Raw genomic sequence first — 17968 nt, 5'->3', positions numbered from 1 at the left:
TCAGGAAGTTCATCGAGATGCCGCCACCCATGGTGCCGGCGCCAATCACAGCGACTTTGGCGATGGTGCGCTTGGGGGTGTCCTCGGGCACGTCCGCAATCTTGGAGGTGGCGCGCTCGGCCACGAAAAGGTGACGCAGGGCAATGCACTCGGGCGTCCACATCAGATTGATGAACACCTCTCGCTCAAGCCGCAGGGCCTCGGCGAAGGAGTGCTTGGTGGCGTTTTCGACCACATCCACGCACTTGAGCGGCGCGGGGAAGTTCTTGGCCATGCCCGCGACCATGTTGCGGGCGAACTTGAAGTAGGCGTCCCCCTGCGGATGCTTGGCTGGCAGCTCGCGCACCTTGGGCAGTGGGCGCTTGTCGGCCACCTCACGGGCCAGAGCCAAGGCCTCTTCGGCCAGGCTCTCGGGGGAGGCGGAGAGCTTGTCGAACAGCTTTTGCCCGGGAAGTTGGGCCAGCATCTCGCTCTTGACCGGCTCGCCACTCACGATCATGTTGAGGGCCGCCTCCACGCCCAGGGCGCGCGGCAGACGCACCGTGCCGCCGGCGCCGGGCACCAGGCCCAGCTTCACTTCGGGCAAGGCGATCGAGGTGCCCGGCGCGGCGATGCGGTAGTGGCAGCCCAGGGCCAGTTCCAGGCCGCCGCCCATGGCCACCGAGTGCAGTGCGGCGACGACTGGCTTGTCCGAGGCTTCCACCGCGGCGATGACCGACAGAAGGTTCGGCTCGGCCAGCGCCTTGGGGCTGCCGAACTCGCGGATGTCGGCGCCGCCCGAGAAGGCCTTGCCGCCACCGGTGATCACGATGGCCTGCACGGCGGCATCGGCGTTGGCTTGGGCGAGACCGTCGGTGATGCCGATGCGGGTTGCCAGACCCAGGCCGTTGACGGGGGGGTTGTTCAGGGTGATCACGGCCACGTTGCCGTGGACCTTGTATTCAGCCGTCATGGGATTCCTCGAGGGGGTTGGAGCAAAAAAGAACGGTCGTGCGAAAACAGGGTGATTCTAGGGGGAGCCTGAAACCCCCGAATTCTGGGCTTGTCCCGGTTGGGACAAGCGACGCAGCCAAGCGGAACTGGCACTTGGCTGACGCCACTCAGGCGGAGTGCGCACGGCCAAGCAAAGACGCGCAGTCGACCGAAGGTACCGCAAATGACCGGCGGGCTGGCTGCATTCAACCCTCCAGGAGGAACGTGACCCATGACGCTTGACGAGGCTCTTCAGGGGTTGAGCGCCCAGTTCGGGGTGCCGCCCGGTCCGCCAGAAAAGGGCGGGCGCCATTACTACCGCTTCGGCGACACCACCGTCGGTCTTGCGCAGGCGCAGCCCGAGGACTTTTTGTGTGCACGCACCTGGGTTGGCACCGTGGACATGCGGGACGAGTCGGCCGTGGCCCGGGTGGCGCTGGGCAACATGGACTTACCGGTGGCCCCCGACGCCATGCTGGGGATGGATGGCGCAGGCGAGGTGTACCTCGACATGCGCCTGGGCGGAGAGGACATGACCCACGAGCAGTTTCTCGACGCATTAGAGCGACTCATCGGCGAGGCCATGCGCTGGAAGCAGACGCTGGGCAGCGTCGACACGCCAGATCGACAGGAGGGATGAAGCATGTCGCCCGAACAGTTTGAAGATGTCGTGTCCGGCGCGCTGGGCCTGGTCGCCCTGCCGGCGGGGGATCAGGGCTACACCCTGCCTGCAGAGGATGGGTTGGAGATTGAAGCCCACTTCTCGGCGGGCCGCGACTACCTGCTGCTGCTGTGCCCGCTCATGGACTTCCCCGAGGACGGCGCGCATGGCGCCCACCTGGGGGCCTTGCTGTCCAACCTGAGCAGTGCGCGCAGCGGTACTCCGACCATGGCCTTTGATGCGCATCGCGCCGCATTTGTGGCGCGCAAAGCGCTTTATTCACCCAGCCTCGGGGCGCACCAGTTGAAGGCTGCCCTCGATGAATTTGTCTCGCATTGCCGGCAAATTCGTGACCGCATGCACGAGGCGGCGCGCGTTCCGGCTTGAAGTCAGAGAGGAAAGAAACATGTCGGGGTCCATTGCGAGCGGTGCAGCCTATGCAAGGTCTGCCAGCCTTTCGATTTCAAGCAGCAACGGCCCGCAAGGGCCTCAGGCTGACCGGGGTGCGACTTCAATCGGCTCCGGATCGAAACTTGGCAACGTCCAAAACACCACAGCGTCTGTGCGCACGGCGACAGTGACGCAAGCCAAGCCCGAGCACGAAGCCTATGGCTGGAGGGACGCACTGAAAGATCTGGGAAGCGTTCTGAGTGGTGTCGCCAAGGATCCCCTCACGCGCATGTGTTTGGGCATTGGCCTCATGATTGCTGGTGGTCTTCTTGCCGCGACAGGAGTAGGTTTGATAGCGGGCGGTGCGCTCGCTGGGGGCGGCCTACTCATGCTGGGCAGTGGCTTTCTGAGTGCCGATGCTGCGGCCAGGGCCGTGCAAACCCAGGCACCAAGTCCGCCGACGGGGGCTGAGACGGGGCATGCGCAGGCCCCGAAAGACGACGCCACTTACGCCGCCCGAAAGGCGGCTTTCATGCGGAACGCCGGGTTCGACCCTGAGGACGTTGACGACGGTGAGGGCGTTGAGGACGTTCGGGACGTTCGGAACGTTGTGGATGCTGATTCCGTTGCGGAGACTGAGCCGCAAACGTTGGCGGAGCAGGACCCAGTCCCTGCGGCTGACCACGCTGACTTCGATCCGCTTAGGGAATTCGAGGTCGATTACCGCTAAACCGACCCGTCGAATGCGCGGCCCGGCACCTTCCGCTGAACCCTCCTGTTCTCACCTCCATCCCCTCAGGTCGGCGCCGCGGCATGCGGCCCCACCGCGACCCGTGATACCAATCGCCTTGACTGCGCCATTGGCAGGACTGACAGGATTGAACTGACACAAGGATGACGTAACTCATGCGCAAACCGCCTGATTTCAGGTCGTTGCCAGCAATCCTTTTCCCCGACCCACTTGCCCAGGAAGCCTCAGATGAATCTTGAAGAATCCATGCGCTGCCTACAGGCGCAGTTTCACGTCCCTCCGGTCATTGCGAACGAGGCCGGCGAGCATGGCTACCGCTTCGGAGAGGTCAGCGTCGGTTTGTCAGAAGCGCACCCCCCGGGATTCCTGGCTGCACGGGCCTGGGTGGGCCGCATCGATCCGGCCGATGAAGCGTCGCTTTCGGCCCTGGCGCAGGCCAACCTCTGCCTGCCCATCGCACCAGAGGCGCATCTGTGCCTCGATGGCGACGGTGAGGTCTACCTCGACCAACGCATCGGCGGCGAGCAACTGACCGACGAAATGTTCCTGGAATGTCTGGCCCGCCTCGTGGGTGAGGCAGATGCCTGGCAGAAGCGGCTGATGCAGGCCGAAGCTGCCCCCCTTCTGGAGGACTGAACCATGACCGCCGACGAAGTGAACGAGTTGATGGGCGCCCTGCTGGAGGTCCCCGCTCTGGACGACGATGAAGTGACGCTCTCTAAGGCGTTGAATGACGGAGGCGAGGTAACTTTTCACCTGACCCGCCAGCGCGACTACCTCCATGTCTTCTACCCGCTGGTGGAGGTCGCACCTGATTTGGCGCCTGGCGTCATCGCCAGCGGGCTGTTCATGAATATGACGGGCGCAAAGGGCGACATGCCAGCCCTTTCCTTCGAACCCGAGACCAGCAGCCTGATGGCGCGGACGAGCCTCTGGCTGCCGGCGCTCGCCACGCACCAATTGGCCTCGACGCTCGATTCCTCACTTCAATCCTGCATGAGCGCCCGCCGCGAGTTGTCGACGCACTTGTGCAAACCCACTGCCTGACCAGGAGACGACCATGCAAGGCATTTCATCTAGCCCAATGTTCGCCCCTCCGCCGCCAGTGACCTTTCCAACCAAGGCTGCCTCCCTTCCCAGCAATTTGCAGACGACCCTCGCAGCCGCTGCTCAAACAAGCCCGAGCTTCGCTCCCTCGGGTGGGAGCCCTTTTTCCAAGAGCAGCGATCTAGGACGCCGGCTCGCCGCCGAGAGGGGGCCTTCTGCTCCCATCCGGCAGATGAGCGTGCGTCCGCAAGAGCTGGCCAGGTCAGACCCGACTTCAGGGCCACAACCCCGAACCATGGGACAGAAGTTCAAAAACCTTTTCTCTTGCTTCAAGACACCCGAAGCCAGAACTGGATTCGCTGGCTCCACTGCCGCCTTCACAAACGTCAGCTGGGGCAGACGCGCCCTTGACTCGCTGCAAAGTGCAGGCGAGAAGGTCGGCGACGCATGGAGGTCCCTGTCCGATAGCGCGAAGGACATGATGTCGTTGGGAAGCACGGGCGAAGGTACCCAGTACGGCAGTGCGTACGATCCTGGCACTCGGCGTGAATTACAGAGAGTCCATGACGCCATACGCAGAGGTGGGAGCGGAACCCCCTTGCCACCCACCTTCTGAGCTGCGCTGGCCTCAGACCTCCAGCCACTCCTTGCGGATGTAGGCGTCTGACTTGAGCGCCTCAGGTGTGCCTTGGAACACGATGGCGCCATGGCCCATCACCAGGGCCCGGTCGGAGATGCGCATCGCGATGGTGAGCTTTTGCTCAATGAGCAGCACCGAGACGCCACGGCTTTTCAGCGCCTGCAGGTAGTCGGCCACCAGTTCCACGATCTTGGGCGCCAGGCCCTCGGTGGGCTCGTCGATGATGATCAGATCCGGGTCGCCCATGAGGGTGCGGCACAGGGTGAGCATCTGCTGCTCGCCACCAGAGAGCACACCCGCCTCGGTGTGCTCGCGCTCCTTGAGGCGCGGGAACAGGCGGAACATGTCGTCAAAGTCCCAGCGGCCGACCTTGCCTGCCTCCTTTTGCCCCAGCATCAGGTTCTGGCGCACGGTGAGTTTGGGAAAGATGTCGCGGTTCTCGGGAACATAGCCCAGCCCCAGATGCGCAATTTGGTAGGGCTTCTTACCGACGATCTCCTGGCCCTTCCAGGCGATGGAGCCCTCGCAATCGACCATGCCCATGACGGCCTTGGCGGTAGTGGAGCGCCCCGATCCGTTGCGCCCGAGAAGGGCGACGATCTCGCCTTCGCCTACAGCAAAGGTCACTCCGTGCAGCACATGGCTCTTGCCGTAGAAGGCGTGAAGGTTGTCAACACGCAGCATGGTCAGTGGCCCTCCCCAGCTTGTTGGGCGGCGACGACCGAGCCCAGGTAGGCCTCCTGGACACGGGGGTCGGCACGAACCTTCTCCGGCGTGTCAAACGCGATCACCTCGCCGTACACCACCACCGCGATGCGGTCGGCCAGACCGAAGACCACGCCCATATCGTGTTCTACCGTGAGCAGAGTCTTGCCTTCAGTCACCTCGCGAATGAGGTGGATGAAGCGTGTGGTTTCGCTCTTGCTCATACCGGCGGTGGGCTCGTCGAGCAGGATGACCTCGGCCCCGCCGGCGATGGTGATGCCGATCTCCAGCGCCCTTTGCTCGGCGTAGGTGAGATTCATCGCCAGGATGTCGCGCTTTCTGTCCAGACGAATCATCTCCATCAAGGCCTCGGCGCGGTCGTTGGCATCTTCCAGATTGGCCAGGAACTTGAGGAAGGTGTAGCGGTAGCCCAGGCTCCACAGCACCCCGCAGCGCAGGTTCTCGAAGACGCTGAGCTTGGGAAAGATGTTGGTGATCTGGAAGCTGCGCGAGAGCCCCAGCCGGTTGATTTCATAAGGCTTCTTGCCGTCAATGCGCTGGCCTTTGAGGCGCACCTCGCCGCGGGTGGGCGCGAAGCGGCCGCTGATCAGGTTGAACAGGGTGGACTTGCCCGCGCCATTGGGCCCGATCACCGCCACCCGCTCGCCCGCGCGCACCTGCAGGTTGGCACCGCGAATGATCTCGGTCTTGCCAAAACTCTTGTGCAGGTCCTTGAGTTCCAGGGCAAAGATCTCGGCGCTCATATCAGCATCTCCCGCCGCTTGATCTCTTTCTCAATGAACTCCTGGGTCTCTCCCCACTGCCGGACGTATTCGCGGCGAGCCAGCTCAAAGAGCAGGACGCCGGTCACTAGCAAGAAGCCGGCGCCGAACCAGCTGTCCACGCTCTGCGCATGGAGCGGCACCCCCATGAAGCGCAGCTCAGGGCCGAGGGCGGCGTTCAGCTTGAGGTGGTAGACCATCTCGATCATGGCGCCGGCCCCTGCCAGCGCCGACAGCCCGGTCACGCCCAGGCCCAGGTAGCTGACCCACAACTCGCGCAACCGGCCGAAGGAGGCCACCCGCAGGTTCATCATCACCAGGCTGGCGATGCCACCAGGCGCGAACATCACCATGAACAGGAAGGTCAGGCCCAGGTACAAGAGCCAGGCCTTGGTGAACTCGGACAGCAGCACAAAGGCCACCACCATCAGCACCGCGCCGATGATGGGCCCGAAGAAGAAGGTGGCGCCGCCCAGGAAGGTAAACAGCAAATAGGCACCCGAGCGCTGCCCGCCCACCACCTCGGCGGTGACGATCTCGAAGTTGAGCGCTGCCAGCCCGCCGGACACGCCAGCGAAGAAGGCGGCCACCACGAAAGCGATGTAGCGCACCATCTGAGTGTTGTAGCCAACAAACTCCACCCGCTCCGGGTTGTCACGCACCGCATTGAGCATACGGCCCAGGGGCGTGCGGGTGAAGGCGAACATGGCCGCGGTGCACACGAAGGTGTAGAGGGCGATCAGGTAATACAGCTGCACCTGCGGCCCGAAGGTGATGCCCCAGGGCTTGGCCCCGGTCACCCGGTTGCCGGAAATGCCTCCCTCACCACCGAAGAACTCGGGAAACATCAGGGCCGAGGCCCAGACCAGCTCGCCCACGCCCAGCGTGATCATGGCAAAGGTGGTGGCCGACTTCTTGGTGGTCACCCAGCCCAGCACCACGGCAAACAGCATCGCAGCCACCCCGCCTACCAAGGGCAGCAGGCTCACCGGCAGCGGCCACTGTCCCTTGGTCACCAGGTTGAGCGTGTGCATCGCCAGGAAGGCCCCCATCCCGGAGTACACCGCATGCCCGAAACTGAGCATGCCGCCTTGCCCCAGCAACATGTTGTAAGACAGACAAACGATGATCGCGATGCCCATTTGGCTGAGCATCGTGTGTGACAGGGAGCTGGTGAAGACCAGGGGCGCGCAGGCCAGGATCAGCGCATACAGGCCCCAGATCACCCAGCGGCCGACGTTGTAGGGCTTGAACTCGTAGTAGGTATTGGCCATGGGCTTATTCCTCCCGGGTCCCCAACAGGCCCTTGGGCCGGAAGATCAACATCAGCACCAGGAACACATAGGGCAGCACCGGTGCCACCTGGCTGACCTTGAGCTTCCACAGGGCATAACCTGGCGCGTCTGGTCCGATTTGCCAACCCAGGGCCGACAGAACCGACACCAGCGAGGTGTCGATGCCAACCGCAAAGGTTTGAATCGTGCCGATCAGCAGAGAGGCGATGAAGGCCCCGGCCAGCGAGCCCATGCCCCCCACAACCACCACCACGAAGATGACCGAGCCCACGGTGGCCGCCATGCCCGGCTCGGTCACGAAGGCGTTGCCGCCGATCACCCCGGCTAGGCCGGCGAGGGCGGCGCCGCCGCCGAACACGCCCATGAAGATGCGCGGCACGTTGTGGCCCAGGGCCTCCACCGTCTCCGGATGGGTGAGCGCCGCCTGGATGACGAGGCCAATTCGGGTGCGTGTGAGCATCAGCCAAAGGGCCAGCAGCATCACGATGGCCACCGCCATCATGAATCCGCGGTAGAGGGGAAACTGGGTGCCGTACAGGGTGAACAAGGGGCCGCTCAGTTCCGCCGGCACCCGGTAGTCCACCGAGCTGGTGCCCCAGACGAGCTGAACCATCTCCAGCACGATGAAAGACAAGCCGAAGGTGATCAACAGCTCAGGCACATGACCAAAGGCATGGACCCGCCGCAGGCAGTAACGCTCGAAGAGCGCACCCAATGCCCCCACGCCCAAGGGCGCCAGTAAGAGAGCAGGCCAGAAACCCACCAGCTCGGTGACGCTGTAGGCAAAGTAGGCCCCGAGCATGTAGAAGCTGGCATGGGCGAAGTTGAGCACGCCCATCATGCTGAAAATCAGCGTGAGACCGGCACTCAGCATGAACAGCAGCAGCCCGTAGCTGATGCCGTTCAACAGGGAGATGGTGAAGAATTCCATGCGGAAATCAGGTGCGCGATAAAAAGCCCGTCTGATCAGGGCGCACGAAGTGTGCACCACCGGCAGACGGGCTCAAGCGGTCGCCCGGTATCCCCGCCGACACAGTGGGGGTTCCGGTGGCGGCGCCGGGCCAGCCGAGGAGGCAGCCCAGGTCAGCCACCCGGGTCAGCGACTCGACGCGGCTGTCCTCAGCCCGGACGCTTCATGTTGCAGCTGGTGGGCGTGCTGGACACGTAGGGCTCGAACTGCCGCACCGGAACGAAGGTGTAGCCGGTATTCTCGACGCTGTACTCACCCTTCTTGGCCTTTTGCCACTTGGTGATGAAAAGCGCCTGCTGCAGCTGGTGGTCGGAGGCGCGCATGCTCACCTCGCCGGCGAAGCTCTTGACCGACAGGCCCTCCATCGCCTTGGCCACCGCCACCGGGTTGGTGGACTTGGCCTTGGCCATGGCCGCACTCATCAGCTTGATGCCGTTGTACGTGGCCAGGCCGTAGTAGTCGTCGTTGAACTTCTTCTTGAAGTCGGCAATGAGCTTGCCGACTTCACCGGTGTGGTTGGCGTGGCCATAGGCCACCACATAGACCTCAGACTCGCCGCCCGCCGCCAGCGCCGTGGGCGTGCCGCTGACCTGCGAGTAGTAGGTGTACATCGGGATCTTGAGGCCGGCGTCGTTCATCGCCTTGACCAGCAGGGTGAGGTCAGCGCCCCAGTTGCCGGTGACGATGGCGTCGGCGCCCGACTGCTTGATCTTGGCCACGTAGGGCGCGAAATCCTTGACCTGGCCGAAGGGGTGCAGGTCTTCGCCGGCAATCTTCACGTCCTGGCGCTTACGGGCCAGGCTTTCTTTGAAGTACTTGGCGACCTGCTGGCCGTGCGAATAGTTCTGGTTGATCAGGTAGACGCTCTTGACCTTGGGCTGGTCCTTCACGAAGGAGCTGAGCGCCTCCATCTTCATCGAGGTGTCGGCGTCCAGGCGGAAGTGCCAGTAGTCGCAGCGCTCGTTGGTCATCGCCGGGTCAACCGCCGAGTAGTTCAGGTAAATGATTTCTTTCCCGGGGTTGCGCTCGTTGTGCTTGGACACCGCCTCGAGCAGGGCCAGACCCGCGCCGGAGCCGTTGCCCTGGGTGATGTAGCGAAAGCCCTGGTCGATGGCAGCCCTGAGCGTGTTGAGGCTTTCCTGGGGCGAGCCCTTGTTGTCAAAGCCCACCACCTCGAACTTCACCCCGGCCTCGTTCTTGGCGCCCGACAGCTGCTCGGCAACGAACTGCCAGCTCTTGAGCTGGTTCTGGCCCACGTTGGCGAAGGGACCCGACAGCGGGTCCATGTAAGCGATACGCACCGTCTCGCCCTTTTGCGCGAGGGCGAGGCCCGACACAGCAACCAGGGCGGAAAAGGCAACAGTCCTGAGGACGAATTTCATGTGAGGCTCCTTGAAAGGCTTGTATGGTTGGAGCGTACAAGTTTCGTACTGCAAATGAGGTCAGGGAGTTCCCTACGATCGGGAACTCCCCTAGCCTGACGCGGCTGGCGAGTGCCCTGCGCGACCGCCAGCCGACGAGCGCGCCCAAGATGCGCGCCCAAGATGCGCGACGGTGATGGAAGAAAGTAGTGAAAGGCAGCGTCAGGCCGTGGGCAAGCGGTAATCCTTGAGCTGCTCGCGCAATTTCGTTTTGAGCATTTTCCCTGTGGCCCCCAGGGGAATTGCATCCACAAAGACCACGTCGTCGGGGATCTGCCACTTGGCAATCTTGCCCTCGTAGAACTTGAGCAGATCGTCGCGCGCCACATCCTGGCCGGGCTTCTTCACCACCGCCACGATCGGCCGCTCGTCCCACTTGGGATGCTTCATGCCGATGCAGGCCGCCATGGCGATGGCCGGGTGGCCCATGGCGATGTTCTCGATGTCAATCGAAGAGATCCACTCGCCGCCGGACTTGATCACGTCCTTGCTGCGGTCGGTGATTTGCATGTAGCCGTCGGGGTCGATGGTGGCCACGTCACCCGTGGGGAACCAGCCGTCGTTGAGCGGACTGCCCTCGCCCCGGAAGTAGCTGTCGATGACCCAGGGCCCACGCACCTCGAGGTCGCCATAGGTCTTACCGTCCCAGGGCTGCTCCTGGCCGTCGTCGCCAACGATGCGCATGTCTACCCCGAAGATGGCCCGGCCCTGCTTGAGACGGATCTTCATCTGCTCGTCTTCCGGCAGGGCAAGGTGCTTGTTCTTCAAGGTGCACAGGGTCCCCAGCGGGCTCATCTCGGTCATGCCCCAGGCGTGCAGCACATCTACCCCGTACTGGTTGCGGAAGGCATCGATCATGGCCGGCGGGCAGGCCGCGCCACCGATCACCGTGCGATTGAGCTTGGAGAACTTGAGCTGGTTCGGGCCCACGTGGCCGAGCAGCATTTGCCAGACGGTCGGCACGCCGGCGGCGAAGGTGACGCCCTCGGCCTCGATCAACTCGTAGACCGACTTGCCGTCCAGCGCCGGGCCCGGGAAGACGAGCTTGCAGCCCACCATCGCCGCCGAATAGGGAATGCCCCAGGCGTTGACGTGGAACATGGGCACCACCGGCAGCACCGAGTCACGGGCCGACAGGCCCATCACATCGGGCATGGCCGATGCGAAGGCGTGCAGGATCGTCGAGCGATGGCTGTACAGGGCCGCCTTGGGATGGCCGGTGGTACCGCTCGTGTAGCACATGCTCGAGGCCGCGCTCTCGCTGAGGTGGGGCCAGTCGTAGGTGGTCGGCTGGCCGGCGATCCACGCCTCGTAGGCGATGAGGCCCGGGATGCCGGTGTCGGCTGGCAGCTTGTCGGCGTCGCACAGCATCACGTACTGGCGGATGGTGGTGCACTTGGCGTGCACCGCCTGCACCAGGGGCAGAAAGGTGCTGTCAAAGCACAGCACTTGGTCCTCCGCATGGTTGGCAATCCAGACCACCTGGTCGGGATGCAGGCGCGGGTTGAGCGTGTGCAGCACCCGGCCCGAGCCAGAGACGCCGAAATACAGCTCGAGGTGGCGGTAGCCGTTCCAGGCCAGGGTGGCGACGCGGCTTCCGACGTCGAGCATCATCGCGTCCAGCGCATGGGCCACCTGGCGCGAGCGGGCAGCGGCGTCGGTCCAGGTGTAGCGATGCACATCGCCTTCGGTGCGGCGCGAGACGATCTCGCCGTCTCGGTGGTGCCGATCGGCATGCTCGATCAGGGCAGAAATCAGCAGGGGTTGGTCTTGCATCAGGCCCAGCATGGCGGTCTCCTTTTTTGTGTGTTCGCTGATAAACAGGTCGAAATGAACGCCAAATAGTATGCGCCCAAGCCCGGCACCAGCAGGTGCCTCGGGGCTGCCCCCCGGGATTTCCCGGAGTTACCGCCATCCTGATCGCTAAGCCGACCGACATGCCGACCGACATGCCGATCGACAGGCCATCTGAGCCCAGGACCCCCACCGCGGAAACCGCTTCTCAGGTGGGCCTGCCCTCTACCTGCCCTCCTCCTGCCCTTCGCGCGAGACCCTGCCCCTGCCAGGGCTGCGGCCCGGCGGCGACAATCGGTGCACATGCCGCCTCACCTTCCGCCCCTCGACCTGGGCCTGACCTGGGACCACCGCTTCGCGCAGCTCGGCCCGGGCTACGCCACCGAACTGGCCCCTGACCCCCTGCCCGCCCCGCGCCTGGTGGCCCTTTGCGAGCCACTGGCACGCGACCTTGGCCTCGACCCAGCCCGACTGCGTGAGCGCGAGGCGGTTGAGGCCTTCAGCGGCAGCCGCCCCCTGGCGGGCAGCCGGCCCCTGGCCAGCGTCTACAGCGGTCACCAGTTCGGCGTCTGGGCCGGCCAGCTCGGTGACGGCCGGGCGATGCTGCTGGGCGAGACCCGCAGCGCACACGGCCCCTGGGAGATCCAGCTCAAAGGCAGCGGGCGCACCCCCTACTCCCGCATGGGCGACGGCCGGGCGGTACTGCGCTCATCCATCCGGGAGTTCCTGGCCTCGGAGGCGATGCAGGCGCTGGGCATTCCGACCACCCGCGCGCTGATGCTCACCGCCTCCCCGAAGCCGGTGCTGCGCGAGGAGCTGGAGACCGCCGCGGTGGTGACCCGGGTCGCGCCCAGCTTTATCCGCTTTGGCCATTTTGAGCATTTCGCTGCCGCCGGCGACGTGGAGGCGCTTCGGCGCCTGGCCGACTTTGTCATCGACAGCTTCTACCCCGGGGTCCGCAGCAGCCCCCGCACCGCCGAGACCTTTGGCGACAACCCCTACGCCGCTTTTCTGGAGCAGGTCAGCGAGCGCACCGCCCGGCTGATGGCGCAGTGGCAGGCGGTGGGCTTTTGCCACGGCGTGATGAACAGCGACAACATGAGCATCCTGGGCCTCACGCTGGACTACGGGCCCTTCCAGTTCATGGACGGTTTCGACCCGGACCACATCTGCAACCACACCGACAGTGGCGGCCGCTACGCCTGGAACCGCCAGCCCAACGTCGCCTGGTGGAACTTGCATTGCCTGGCTCAGGCCTTGATGCCCTTGGTGGACGACCAGGCCCCGTTGCTGGCGGCGCTCGAGTCCTACAGGTCGGTGTTCCCGCAGGCGATGCTGGCCCGCCTGGGCGCCAAGCTCGGTCTGGCACAGGCCACCGAGGCCGATCAGCCGCTGGTGGACGAGGGGCTCAAGCTCCTGGCGGCCGGCCGTGTCGACTGGCCCCTGTTCTGGCGGCACTTGTCGCGCCATGCGGCCGGCGGACCGGTGGCGCCGGTGCGCGACCTGTTTCTTGACCGGGCCAGCTTCGACACCTGGCACGCCCGCTGGACCCTGCGCATCGCCGGCGAAGATGCGCCCGGCACCCGGATGCTGGCGACGAACCCACAGTTCGTGCTGCGCAACCACCTGGCCGAGTTGGCCATTCGCCGCGCCCGCGAGGGGGACGATGGCGGCGTCCGCACGCTGCTCGGCTTGCTGCAGCGCCCTTTCGATGACGACCCGGCGCATGACGCCGAGTACGCCGGACTGCCGCCAGACTGGGCCGGCAGCCTGGAGATCAGTTGCTCCTCCTGAACCCTGCCGGCCCCCACCCGGCAACGGGTCGGCCGTCCTGCGCTAACCTCACCCCATGACCTATCCCATTCATAAGTCCGAAACCGAGTGGCGCGCCCTGCTGGCCGCCAAGGGCGCCGAACCCGCCGCCTTCCAGGTCACCCGCCAGGCCGCGACCGAGCGGCCCTTCACCGGCCGCTACGAGCAGGTCTGGGCCAATGGCAGCTACCACTGCATTTGCTGCGGCAATCTGCTGTTTGACGCCGACACCAAGTTTGATGCCGGCTGCGGCTGGCCCAGCTTTTCCCTGGCCCGCGAGGGTGCTATCGAGGAGCGGCGCGACATCAGCCACGGCATGGTTCGCGTCGAAACCGTCTGCGCCGAATGCGGCGCCCACCTGGGCCATGTGTTTCCCGACGGTCCGGCGCCCACCGGGTTGCGCTATTGCATGAACTCAGCGTCGCTCGAATTCAACCCGGTCGACCCCGCGGCCTGAAACACCCGACACCGAAGCCAGGCACCGACGCCAGACACCTACCGAACGCCCCGCCTCCCCATGAAGCTGCTCCTCGACTTCTTTCCTATCATTCTTTTCTTTGTCGCCTTCAAGATGGCCGACATCTACGTCGCCACAGGGGTGGCCATCGTCGCCACCGTGGCCCAGATCGCCTGGCTGCGCTGGCGCAGTGGCAAGGTCGAGACGATGCAATGGCTCAGCCTGGGGGTGATCGTTCTCTTCGGCGGCGCCACCCTGATCGCGCATGACGAGACCTTCATCAAGTGGAAGCCCACCATCCTGTACTGGCTGATGGGCGGCTCGCTGCTGCTGGCGCAGCTCATTTGGCGGCGTAACCTGATCAAGTCTCTGATCGGCGACAAGGTGCGTATGGCCGAGCCGGCCTGGACCGCTATGCGGCGCAGCTGGACCGTGTTCTTCTTGTTCATGGGCGTGCTCAATCTCTGGGTGGCCTACAACTTCGACACCGCAACCTGGGTCGACTTCAAGCTGTTCGGCGGGCTGGGGCTCATGGCGGTGTTCGTGATCGGCCAGAGCCTGTGGCTGGGCAAGCACATCGAGAGTGACGAGGCCGCCAATCAGGAAAGCTTTGGCAAGCCAGATGCGGCCAAGCCAGCAGAGCCCCCGACAGGCATCTCAAGCCCTGAGCGCAGCGGGGAGCCCCGCCCGTGAGCGCCGGCACCGGCATCACCGCGGACGCGATCACCGAGCGCCTGCGCCAGACGCTGGCGCCGACAGTGCTGGCGGTGCAAGACGAGAGCGCCGCCCATGCGGGCCACGCGGGCGCCGACGGCACCGGCGCGGGCACCCATTTTCGGGTCCGTATTGCCTGTGAGGCTTTCACCGGCAAGACCCGGGTTGCGCAGCACCGGCTTGTGTATGATGCGCTCGGCGATTTCATGGCGCGCGGGCTGCATGCCCTGGCCATTGAGCTCGCCTAACTGCATCCCCCCCCGCGGATCCCCAGGAACCCCTTCCGACACCCTCCCATGAACAAGCAAATCGCCTCGGCTTGCGCCGCCGCCCTCCTCGCCCTCGCGGCCCTGCCCGTGCAGGCCCAAAACGTGGCCATCGTCAATGGCAAGCCCGTGCCTACGTCCCGCGTCGACGCGCTGGCCGCCCAGATCGCCAAGAGCGGCCGGCCTGTCACCCCTGACCTCAATGCCCAGATCAAGGAAGAGGTCATCACCCGCGAAGTCTTCATGCAAGAGGCGCAAAAACGCGGCCTTGACGCCACCGACGACTTCAAGACCCAGCTCGACCTGGCCCGCCAGGCCATCCTGATCCGCGAGCTGTTCACCGACTACCAGAAGAAGAACCCGGTGACCGACGCCGAGGTTAAGGCCGAGTACGACAAGTTCGTCGCGGCCAACGCTGGCAAGGAATACCGCGCCCGCCATATCCTGGTGCCGAAGGAAGAAGAGGCCAAGGCCATCATCACGAGCCTGAAAAAAGGCGGCAAGTTCGAGGACATCGCCAAGAAGCAGTCCAAGGACCCCGGCTCCGGCGCTAAAGGTGGCGACCTCGACTGGGCCAACCCGGGCAGCTATGTGCCCGAGTTCTCCAAGGCCTTGCAGACCCTCAAGAAGGGCCAACTGACCGACGCCCCGGTCAAGAGCCAGTTCGGCTGGCACGTGATCCGCCTCGACGATGTGCGCGAAGCCCAGATGCCCAAGTTTGAGGACGTCAAGCCCCAGATCACCCAGCAGATGGCCCAGCAAAAGCTGGCCCAGTTCCAAGACGAACTGCGTACCAAGGCCAAGATCGAGTAAGCGCTTTATCTCTTGCACAAAAGCGGCCTGCGGGCCGCTTTTTTATTGCGCGTTGCCAATCGAATCTTTAGCCAATCAGTTTTTTCCTGCTGCTGATGTAGGGCCAATGGGGCAGCGGCTTGGCCTCAGTGAGATTCCCCAACGGCCTACCTCAGCGTCAGGCGTCCAGCCCCGTGCGCTGTCGCCAACGCTCGAGAAAGCCTGAGTCCCGCAGTCGAGAGCGCAGGCTATCGCGGTCCACGGTGGTGATTGTGTAACCCTTGGCAGCCAGGGCGCGCAGGCTCTCCTCGTGCTGGCGGTCGAGGGCACGGGAGAAGGGGCTGACTAGCTCCTCGAAACGCGCCTCCAGTGTGGCCTGCGTCGCGGGTGAAAGCGACTGCCACGCATCCAGGTTGACGCACATCCAGAAGCATGCGAACCGTATGTCAACAAGCGCTACATGGTCCATGTAGCGATGGCGCGAGCTGCGCTCTACGCTGTTGAGCGTCATCTCCACACCCTCTGCCCGTCCTTCCGCAAGGGCGGCCGAAATGTGCTGCAGGTCGATCGGCTGGGGATCACAACCGAGCGATCCGAAGAGATCCCGTAGAAAGGGAGAGTTCCCGATCCGGATTCGCATCCCGTCCAGGTCGCTTGCTGTTTTGATCGAGCGTCCCCGGCTGAATATCTGGTTAAGACCCTGTGGGACCACAGTCCGGAAAGCGTGGATTCCGAGGGCTTGAAGTGCCTGCCGCACCAAGTCACCGCTTGGGCCCGCCATTGCAGAGCAGCCGTCCCCACTACTCGCGTAGGCTAAAGGAAATCCTTCGATGGCCACGACAGGCGTCAGCCGAGACAGGATCATTCCGGACACGGGGTGCATTTGGATATCGTTGCGAACGAGCATGTCCACCATGTCATCGGGCCCGCCCAGTTCCCCGTCGGGGTGCAGGCTCACCTGCAGGGTTCCGTGGGTCAAGCGCGCGATGTCCGGCAGGAACTCGCGCAGCAGGATGTTCAGCGGAGAGCCGGGGTCGATGTCGTGGGCACAACGCCAGGATTGGGATGTCTGCATGGACAAGCCCTACTTCCCGGCAGCCGCGAGAACGGCCTTCGCCTGTGGCACCCATTTCGCCGTGGTTTCTACGATCTCCGCGCGCAGTCCGGCGCCGTCGACCACCTCGACTTCCATCCCGACTTTCTGGAGCCTCTCCTTCAGGCTGGGCTGCGCGCAGGCTTGGCGGACCGCGGCCTGGAGCTTCTCGACGACCGCAAGCTCCATGCCGGCCGGACCGACGATCGACAACGAACCGTTGCTGAACATGCCGTAGCCGAGATCGCTGAACAACGGGGCATCGGGTGCATCCTTGTACCGCGTGGTACCAGACTGCGCCACGATCCTGGCCCGCCCCGAACGGGCCGCGTTTAGGGCCGTGGGCATGTCGGTGTACAGCAGATGAGCCTGCCCGCCCATGACGGCGACAGAGGCAGGGCCACCGCCCTGGTAGGGCACGTGGATCAGGTCGGCACCCACCCGGTTTGCCGCAATGGCGACGATGAGGTGCGCGGTGGAGCCGACTCCGCTGGATGCGTAAACGACCTTTCCCGGGTTGTCCTTCGCGTAACGCATCACGTCGGTGAAGTTACCGGACAAGCCGGAGTGAGCAATGATGGCCGACCGGTAGCTCGCGACCGCCATGATGGGTGTCACGTCCTTTGCCAGGTCGTACGGTCTCGAGTCCGCCAGTTCTCCGGCCGTGATCTGCTGCTTCGTGTTCAGCAGCAGCAGCCTGTACCCATCCGGCCGCGAGCGGATCACATTCTGCGTGCCGATGATGCCCAATGCGCCACCGATATTCTCGATGACAACAGGTTGCCGCAAGGCCTTTTCCAGGTCAGGTTGGATGGCACGCGCTACCGAATCGTCGAGACCACCAGTGGGCTTGGCAACCACGAGCTTGATCGCCCGGTCGGGGTAGCTCATATCGGCGAAAGCGGGCTTCAGGCCGTGGCCAAGCAAGCCCGACGCTGCAACGTATTGGAGGGATCTGCGCCTTGAAATCATGTTGTCTCCTTTCGCTGGTGTTTACTCGGCGGATGCTGTGACAAATTTACCAGCGGGCTTTTCCGCACTCTCATTATTTGATCTGATCGGGGGTATCAAGCGTGGCGGCACTCTATCGGCCAGTTTGATCGGCGCCATCACTACCAATCATGATTTGGCTGGCGATCCAAGAATGATCTTCCGGCCACATGCATCACCAGCGGAGCCGCGCGGGCCGCCGTCGGCTTCTGATGACGAGGGCACTTCACCTGGAGATAGGAAATCCAATCACCCGAGCCCCGAGGAATTTTCTCCAGCGCCTGGACGCCTGCGATTGCTTCGACAATCGGCTTGGCATCAACAGCCATGCACAACTCCAGACCGGCCCCCATGCTGCTCTTCAAAAGAACGTTGCGCTTCGTCGAACTGTGACCACCACGCGGTGCATCCACTCC

At 64.2% G+C, this 17968-nt stretch carries 20 protein-coding genes; 10 read left to right on the top strand and 10 right to left on the bottom strand.

From position 1 onward, the window contains the following. Window positions 1-952 (bottom strand): enoyl-CoA hydratase-related protein (locus QE494_RS11190; protein ID WP_300043354.1); only part of this gene is annotated, 952 nt, incomplete at its 3' end. Window positions 953-1204: 252 nt separating this feature from the next. On the opposite strand from QE494_RS11190, the gene QE494_RS11185 reads away from it, so the two are divergent. From QE494_RS11185 to QE494_RS11165, 5 genes are all read left to right on the top strand, one after another. Further along, complete coding sequence (locus QE494_RS11185) at window positions 1205-1612, top strand: CesT family type III secretion system chaperone (protein WP_300043352.1); 408 nt, start codon at window positions 1205-1207, stop codon at window positions 1610-1612. Window positions 1613-1615: 3 nt separating this feature from the next. Continuing rightward, a complete protein-coding gene (locus tag QE494_RS11180; RefSeq protein ID WP_300043351.1) occupies window positions 1616-2020 on the top strand; it encodes a type III secretion system chaperone in 405 nt (134 codons plus the stop codon). 19 nt (window positions 2021-2039) lie between these two features. After that, window positions 2040-2753 (top strand): hypothetical protein, encoded by a 714-nt coding sequence (locus QE494_RS11175; protein WP_300043350.1) that lies wholly within the window; start codon window positions 2040-2042, stop codon window positions 2751-2753. 249 nt (window positions 2754-3002) lie between these two features. Beyond that, a complete protein-coding gene (locus QE494_RS11170; protein WP_300043349.1) occupies window positions 3003-3410 on the top strand; it encodes a CesT family type III secretion system chaperone in 408 nt (135 codons plus the stop codon). 3 nt (window positions 3411-3413) lie between these two features. Beyond that, window positions 3414-3821, top strand: coding sequence for a hypothetical protein (locus QE494_RS11165; protein WP_300043347.1), 408 nt, complete (start codon window positions 3414-3416; stop codon window positions 3819-3821). Window positions 3822-4449: 628 nt separating this feature from the next. On the opposite strand, the gene QE494_RS11160 is transcribed toward QE494_RS11165, so the two are convergent. The 6 genes from QE494_RS11160 to QE494_RS11135 all read right to left on the bottom strand — a co-directional run bounded on the left by QE494_RS11160 (window position 4450) and on the right by QE494_RS11135 (window position 11422). After that, window positions 4450-5145: an ABC transporter ATP-binding protein gene (locus QE494_RS11160; RefSeq protein WP_300043345.1), complete on the bottom strand. Its 696-nt coding sequence runs from the start codon at window positions 5143-5145 to the stop codon at window positions 4450-4452. 2 nt (window positions 5146-5147) lie between these two features. After that, window positions 5148-5930 carry an ABC transporter ATP-binding protein gene (locus QE494_RS11155; protein ID WP_300043343.1) on the bottom strand — a complete coding sequence of 261 codons (783 nt, stop codon included), beginning with the start codon at window positions 5928-5930 and terminating at the stop codon, window positions 5148-5150. Further along, window positions 5927-7222, bottom strand: coding sequence for a branched-chain amino acid ABC transporter permease (locus QE494_RS11150; protein WP_300043341.1), 1296 nt, complete (start codon window positions 7220-7222; stop codon window positions 5927-5929). Before QE494_RS11150 ends, QE494_RS11155 begins: the two co-directional genes overlap by 4 nt. A gap of 4 nt (window positions 7223-7226) precedes the next feature. Next, window positions 7227-8174 (bottom strand): branched-chain amino acid ABC transporter permease, encoded by a 948-nt coding sequence (locus QE494_RS11145; RefSeq protein WP_300043338.1) that lies wholly within the window; start codon window positions 8172-8174, stop codon window positions 7227-7229. A 188-nt stretch (window positions 8175-8362) separates the two neighbouring features. Continuing rightward, window positions 8363-9595: a branched-chain amino acid ABC transporter substrate-binding protein gene (locus tag QE494_RS11140; protein ID WP_300043335.1), complete on the bottom strand. Its 1233-nt coding sequence runs from the start codon at window positions 9593-9595 to the stop codon at window positions 8363-8365. 201 nt (window positions 9596-9796) lie between these two features. After that, the gene (locus tag QE494_RS11135; RefSeq protein ID WP_300043330.1) at window positions 9797-11422 is read right to left on the bottom strand and encodes a 3-(methylthio)propionyl-CoA ligase; all 1626 of its coding nucleotides are present in this window, start codon (window positions 11420-11422) and stop codon (window positions 9797-9799) included. A 309-nt stretch (window positions 11423-11731) separates the two neighbouring features. On the opposite strand from QE494_RS11135, the gene QE494_RS11130 reads away from it, so the two are divergent. The 5 genes from QE494_RS11130 to QE494_RS11110 are packed head-to-tail and all read left to right on the top strand — an operon-like array spanning window position 11732 to window position 15490. Next, complete coding sequence (locus QE494_RS11130) at window positions 11732-13222, top strand: YdiU family protein (protein ID WP_300043328.1); 1491 nt, start codon at window positions 11732-11734, stop codon at window positions 13220-13222. Between the two features lie 55 nt (window positions 13223-13277). Beyond that, window positions 13278-13697 carry a peptide-methionine (R)-S-oxide reductase MsrB gene (gene msrB, locus QE494_RS11125; RefSeq protein ID WP_300043326.1) on the top strand — a complete coding sequence of 140 codons (420 nt, stop codon included), beginning with the start codon at window positions 13278-13280 and terminating at the stop codon, window positions 13695-13697. Between the two features lie 60 nt (window positions 13698-13757). Further along, entirely contained in the window at window positions 13758-14390 is a 633-nt protein-coding gene (locus tag QE494_RS11120; protein WP_300043323.1) for a septation protein A, read from the top strand. Next, complete coding sequence (locus tag QE494_RS11115; protein WP_300043321.1) at window positions 14387-14659, top strand: BolA family transcriptional regulator; 273 nt, start codon at window positions 14387-14389, stop codon at window positions 14657-14659. The genes QE494_RS11120 and QE494_RS11115 overlap by 4 nt, the downstream gene beginning before the upstream one ends. Window positions 14660-14707: 48 nt before the next feature. After that, a complete protein-coding gene (locus tag QE494_RS11110; RefSeq protein WP_300043319.1) occupies window positions 14708-15490 on the top strand; it encodes a peptidylprolyl isomerase in 783 nt (260 codons plus the stop codon). Between the two features lie 157 nt (window positions 15491-15647). Here QE494_RS11110 and QE494_RS11105 read toward each other — a convergent pair whose 3' ends face one another. From QE494_RS11105 to QE494_RS11095, 3 genes are all read right to left on the bottom strand, one after another. Beyond that, window positions 15648-16544 carry a TRAP transporter substrate-binding protein gene (locus QE494_RS11105; RefSeq protein ID WP_300043316.1) on the bottom strand — a complete coding sequence of 299 codons (897 nt, stop codon included), beginning with the start codon at window positions 16542-16544 and terminating at the stop codon, window positions 15648-15650. 9 nt (window positions 16545-16553) lie between these two features. After that, window positions 16554-17534: a tripartite tricarboxylate transporter substrate binding protein gene (locus QE494_RS11100; RefSeq protein ID WP_300043313.1), complete on the bottom strand. Its 981-nt coding sequence runs from the start codon at window positions 17532-17534 to the stop codon at window positions 16554-16556. 140 nt (window positions 17535-17674) lie between these two features. Then, window positions 17675-17881 carry a hypothetical protein gene (locus QE494_RS11095; RefSeq protein WP_300043311.1) on the bottom strand — a complete coding sequence of 69 codons (207 nt, stop codon included), beginning with the start codon at window positions 17879-17881 and terminating at the stop codon, window positions 17675-17677. Window positions 17882-17968 lie beyond the last annotated feature (87 nt).

The organism is Ramlibacter sp., from assembly GCF_029866045.1.
In the GTDB taxonomy this organism is placed as follows: Bacteria; Pseudomonadota; Gammaproteobacteria; order Burkholderiales; family Burkholderiaceae_C; genus Ramlibacter.
This window is presented reverse-complemented; position numbering and strand designations above follow the sequence as displayed.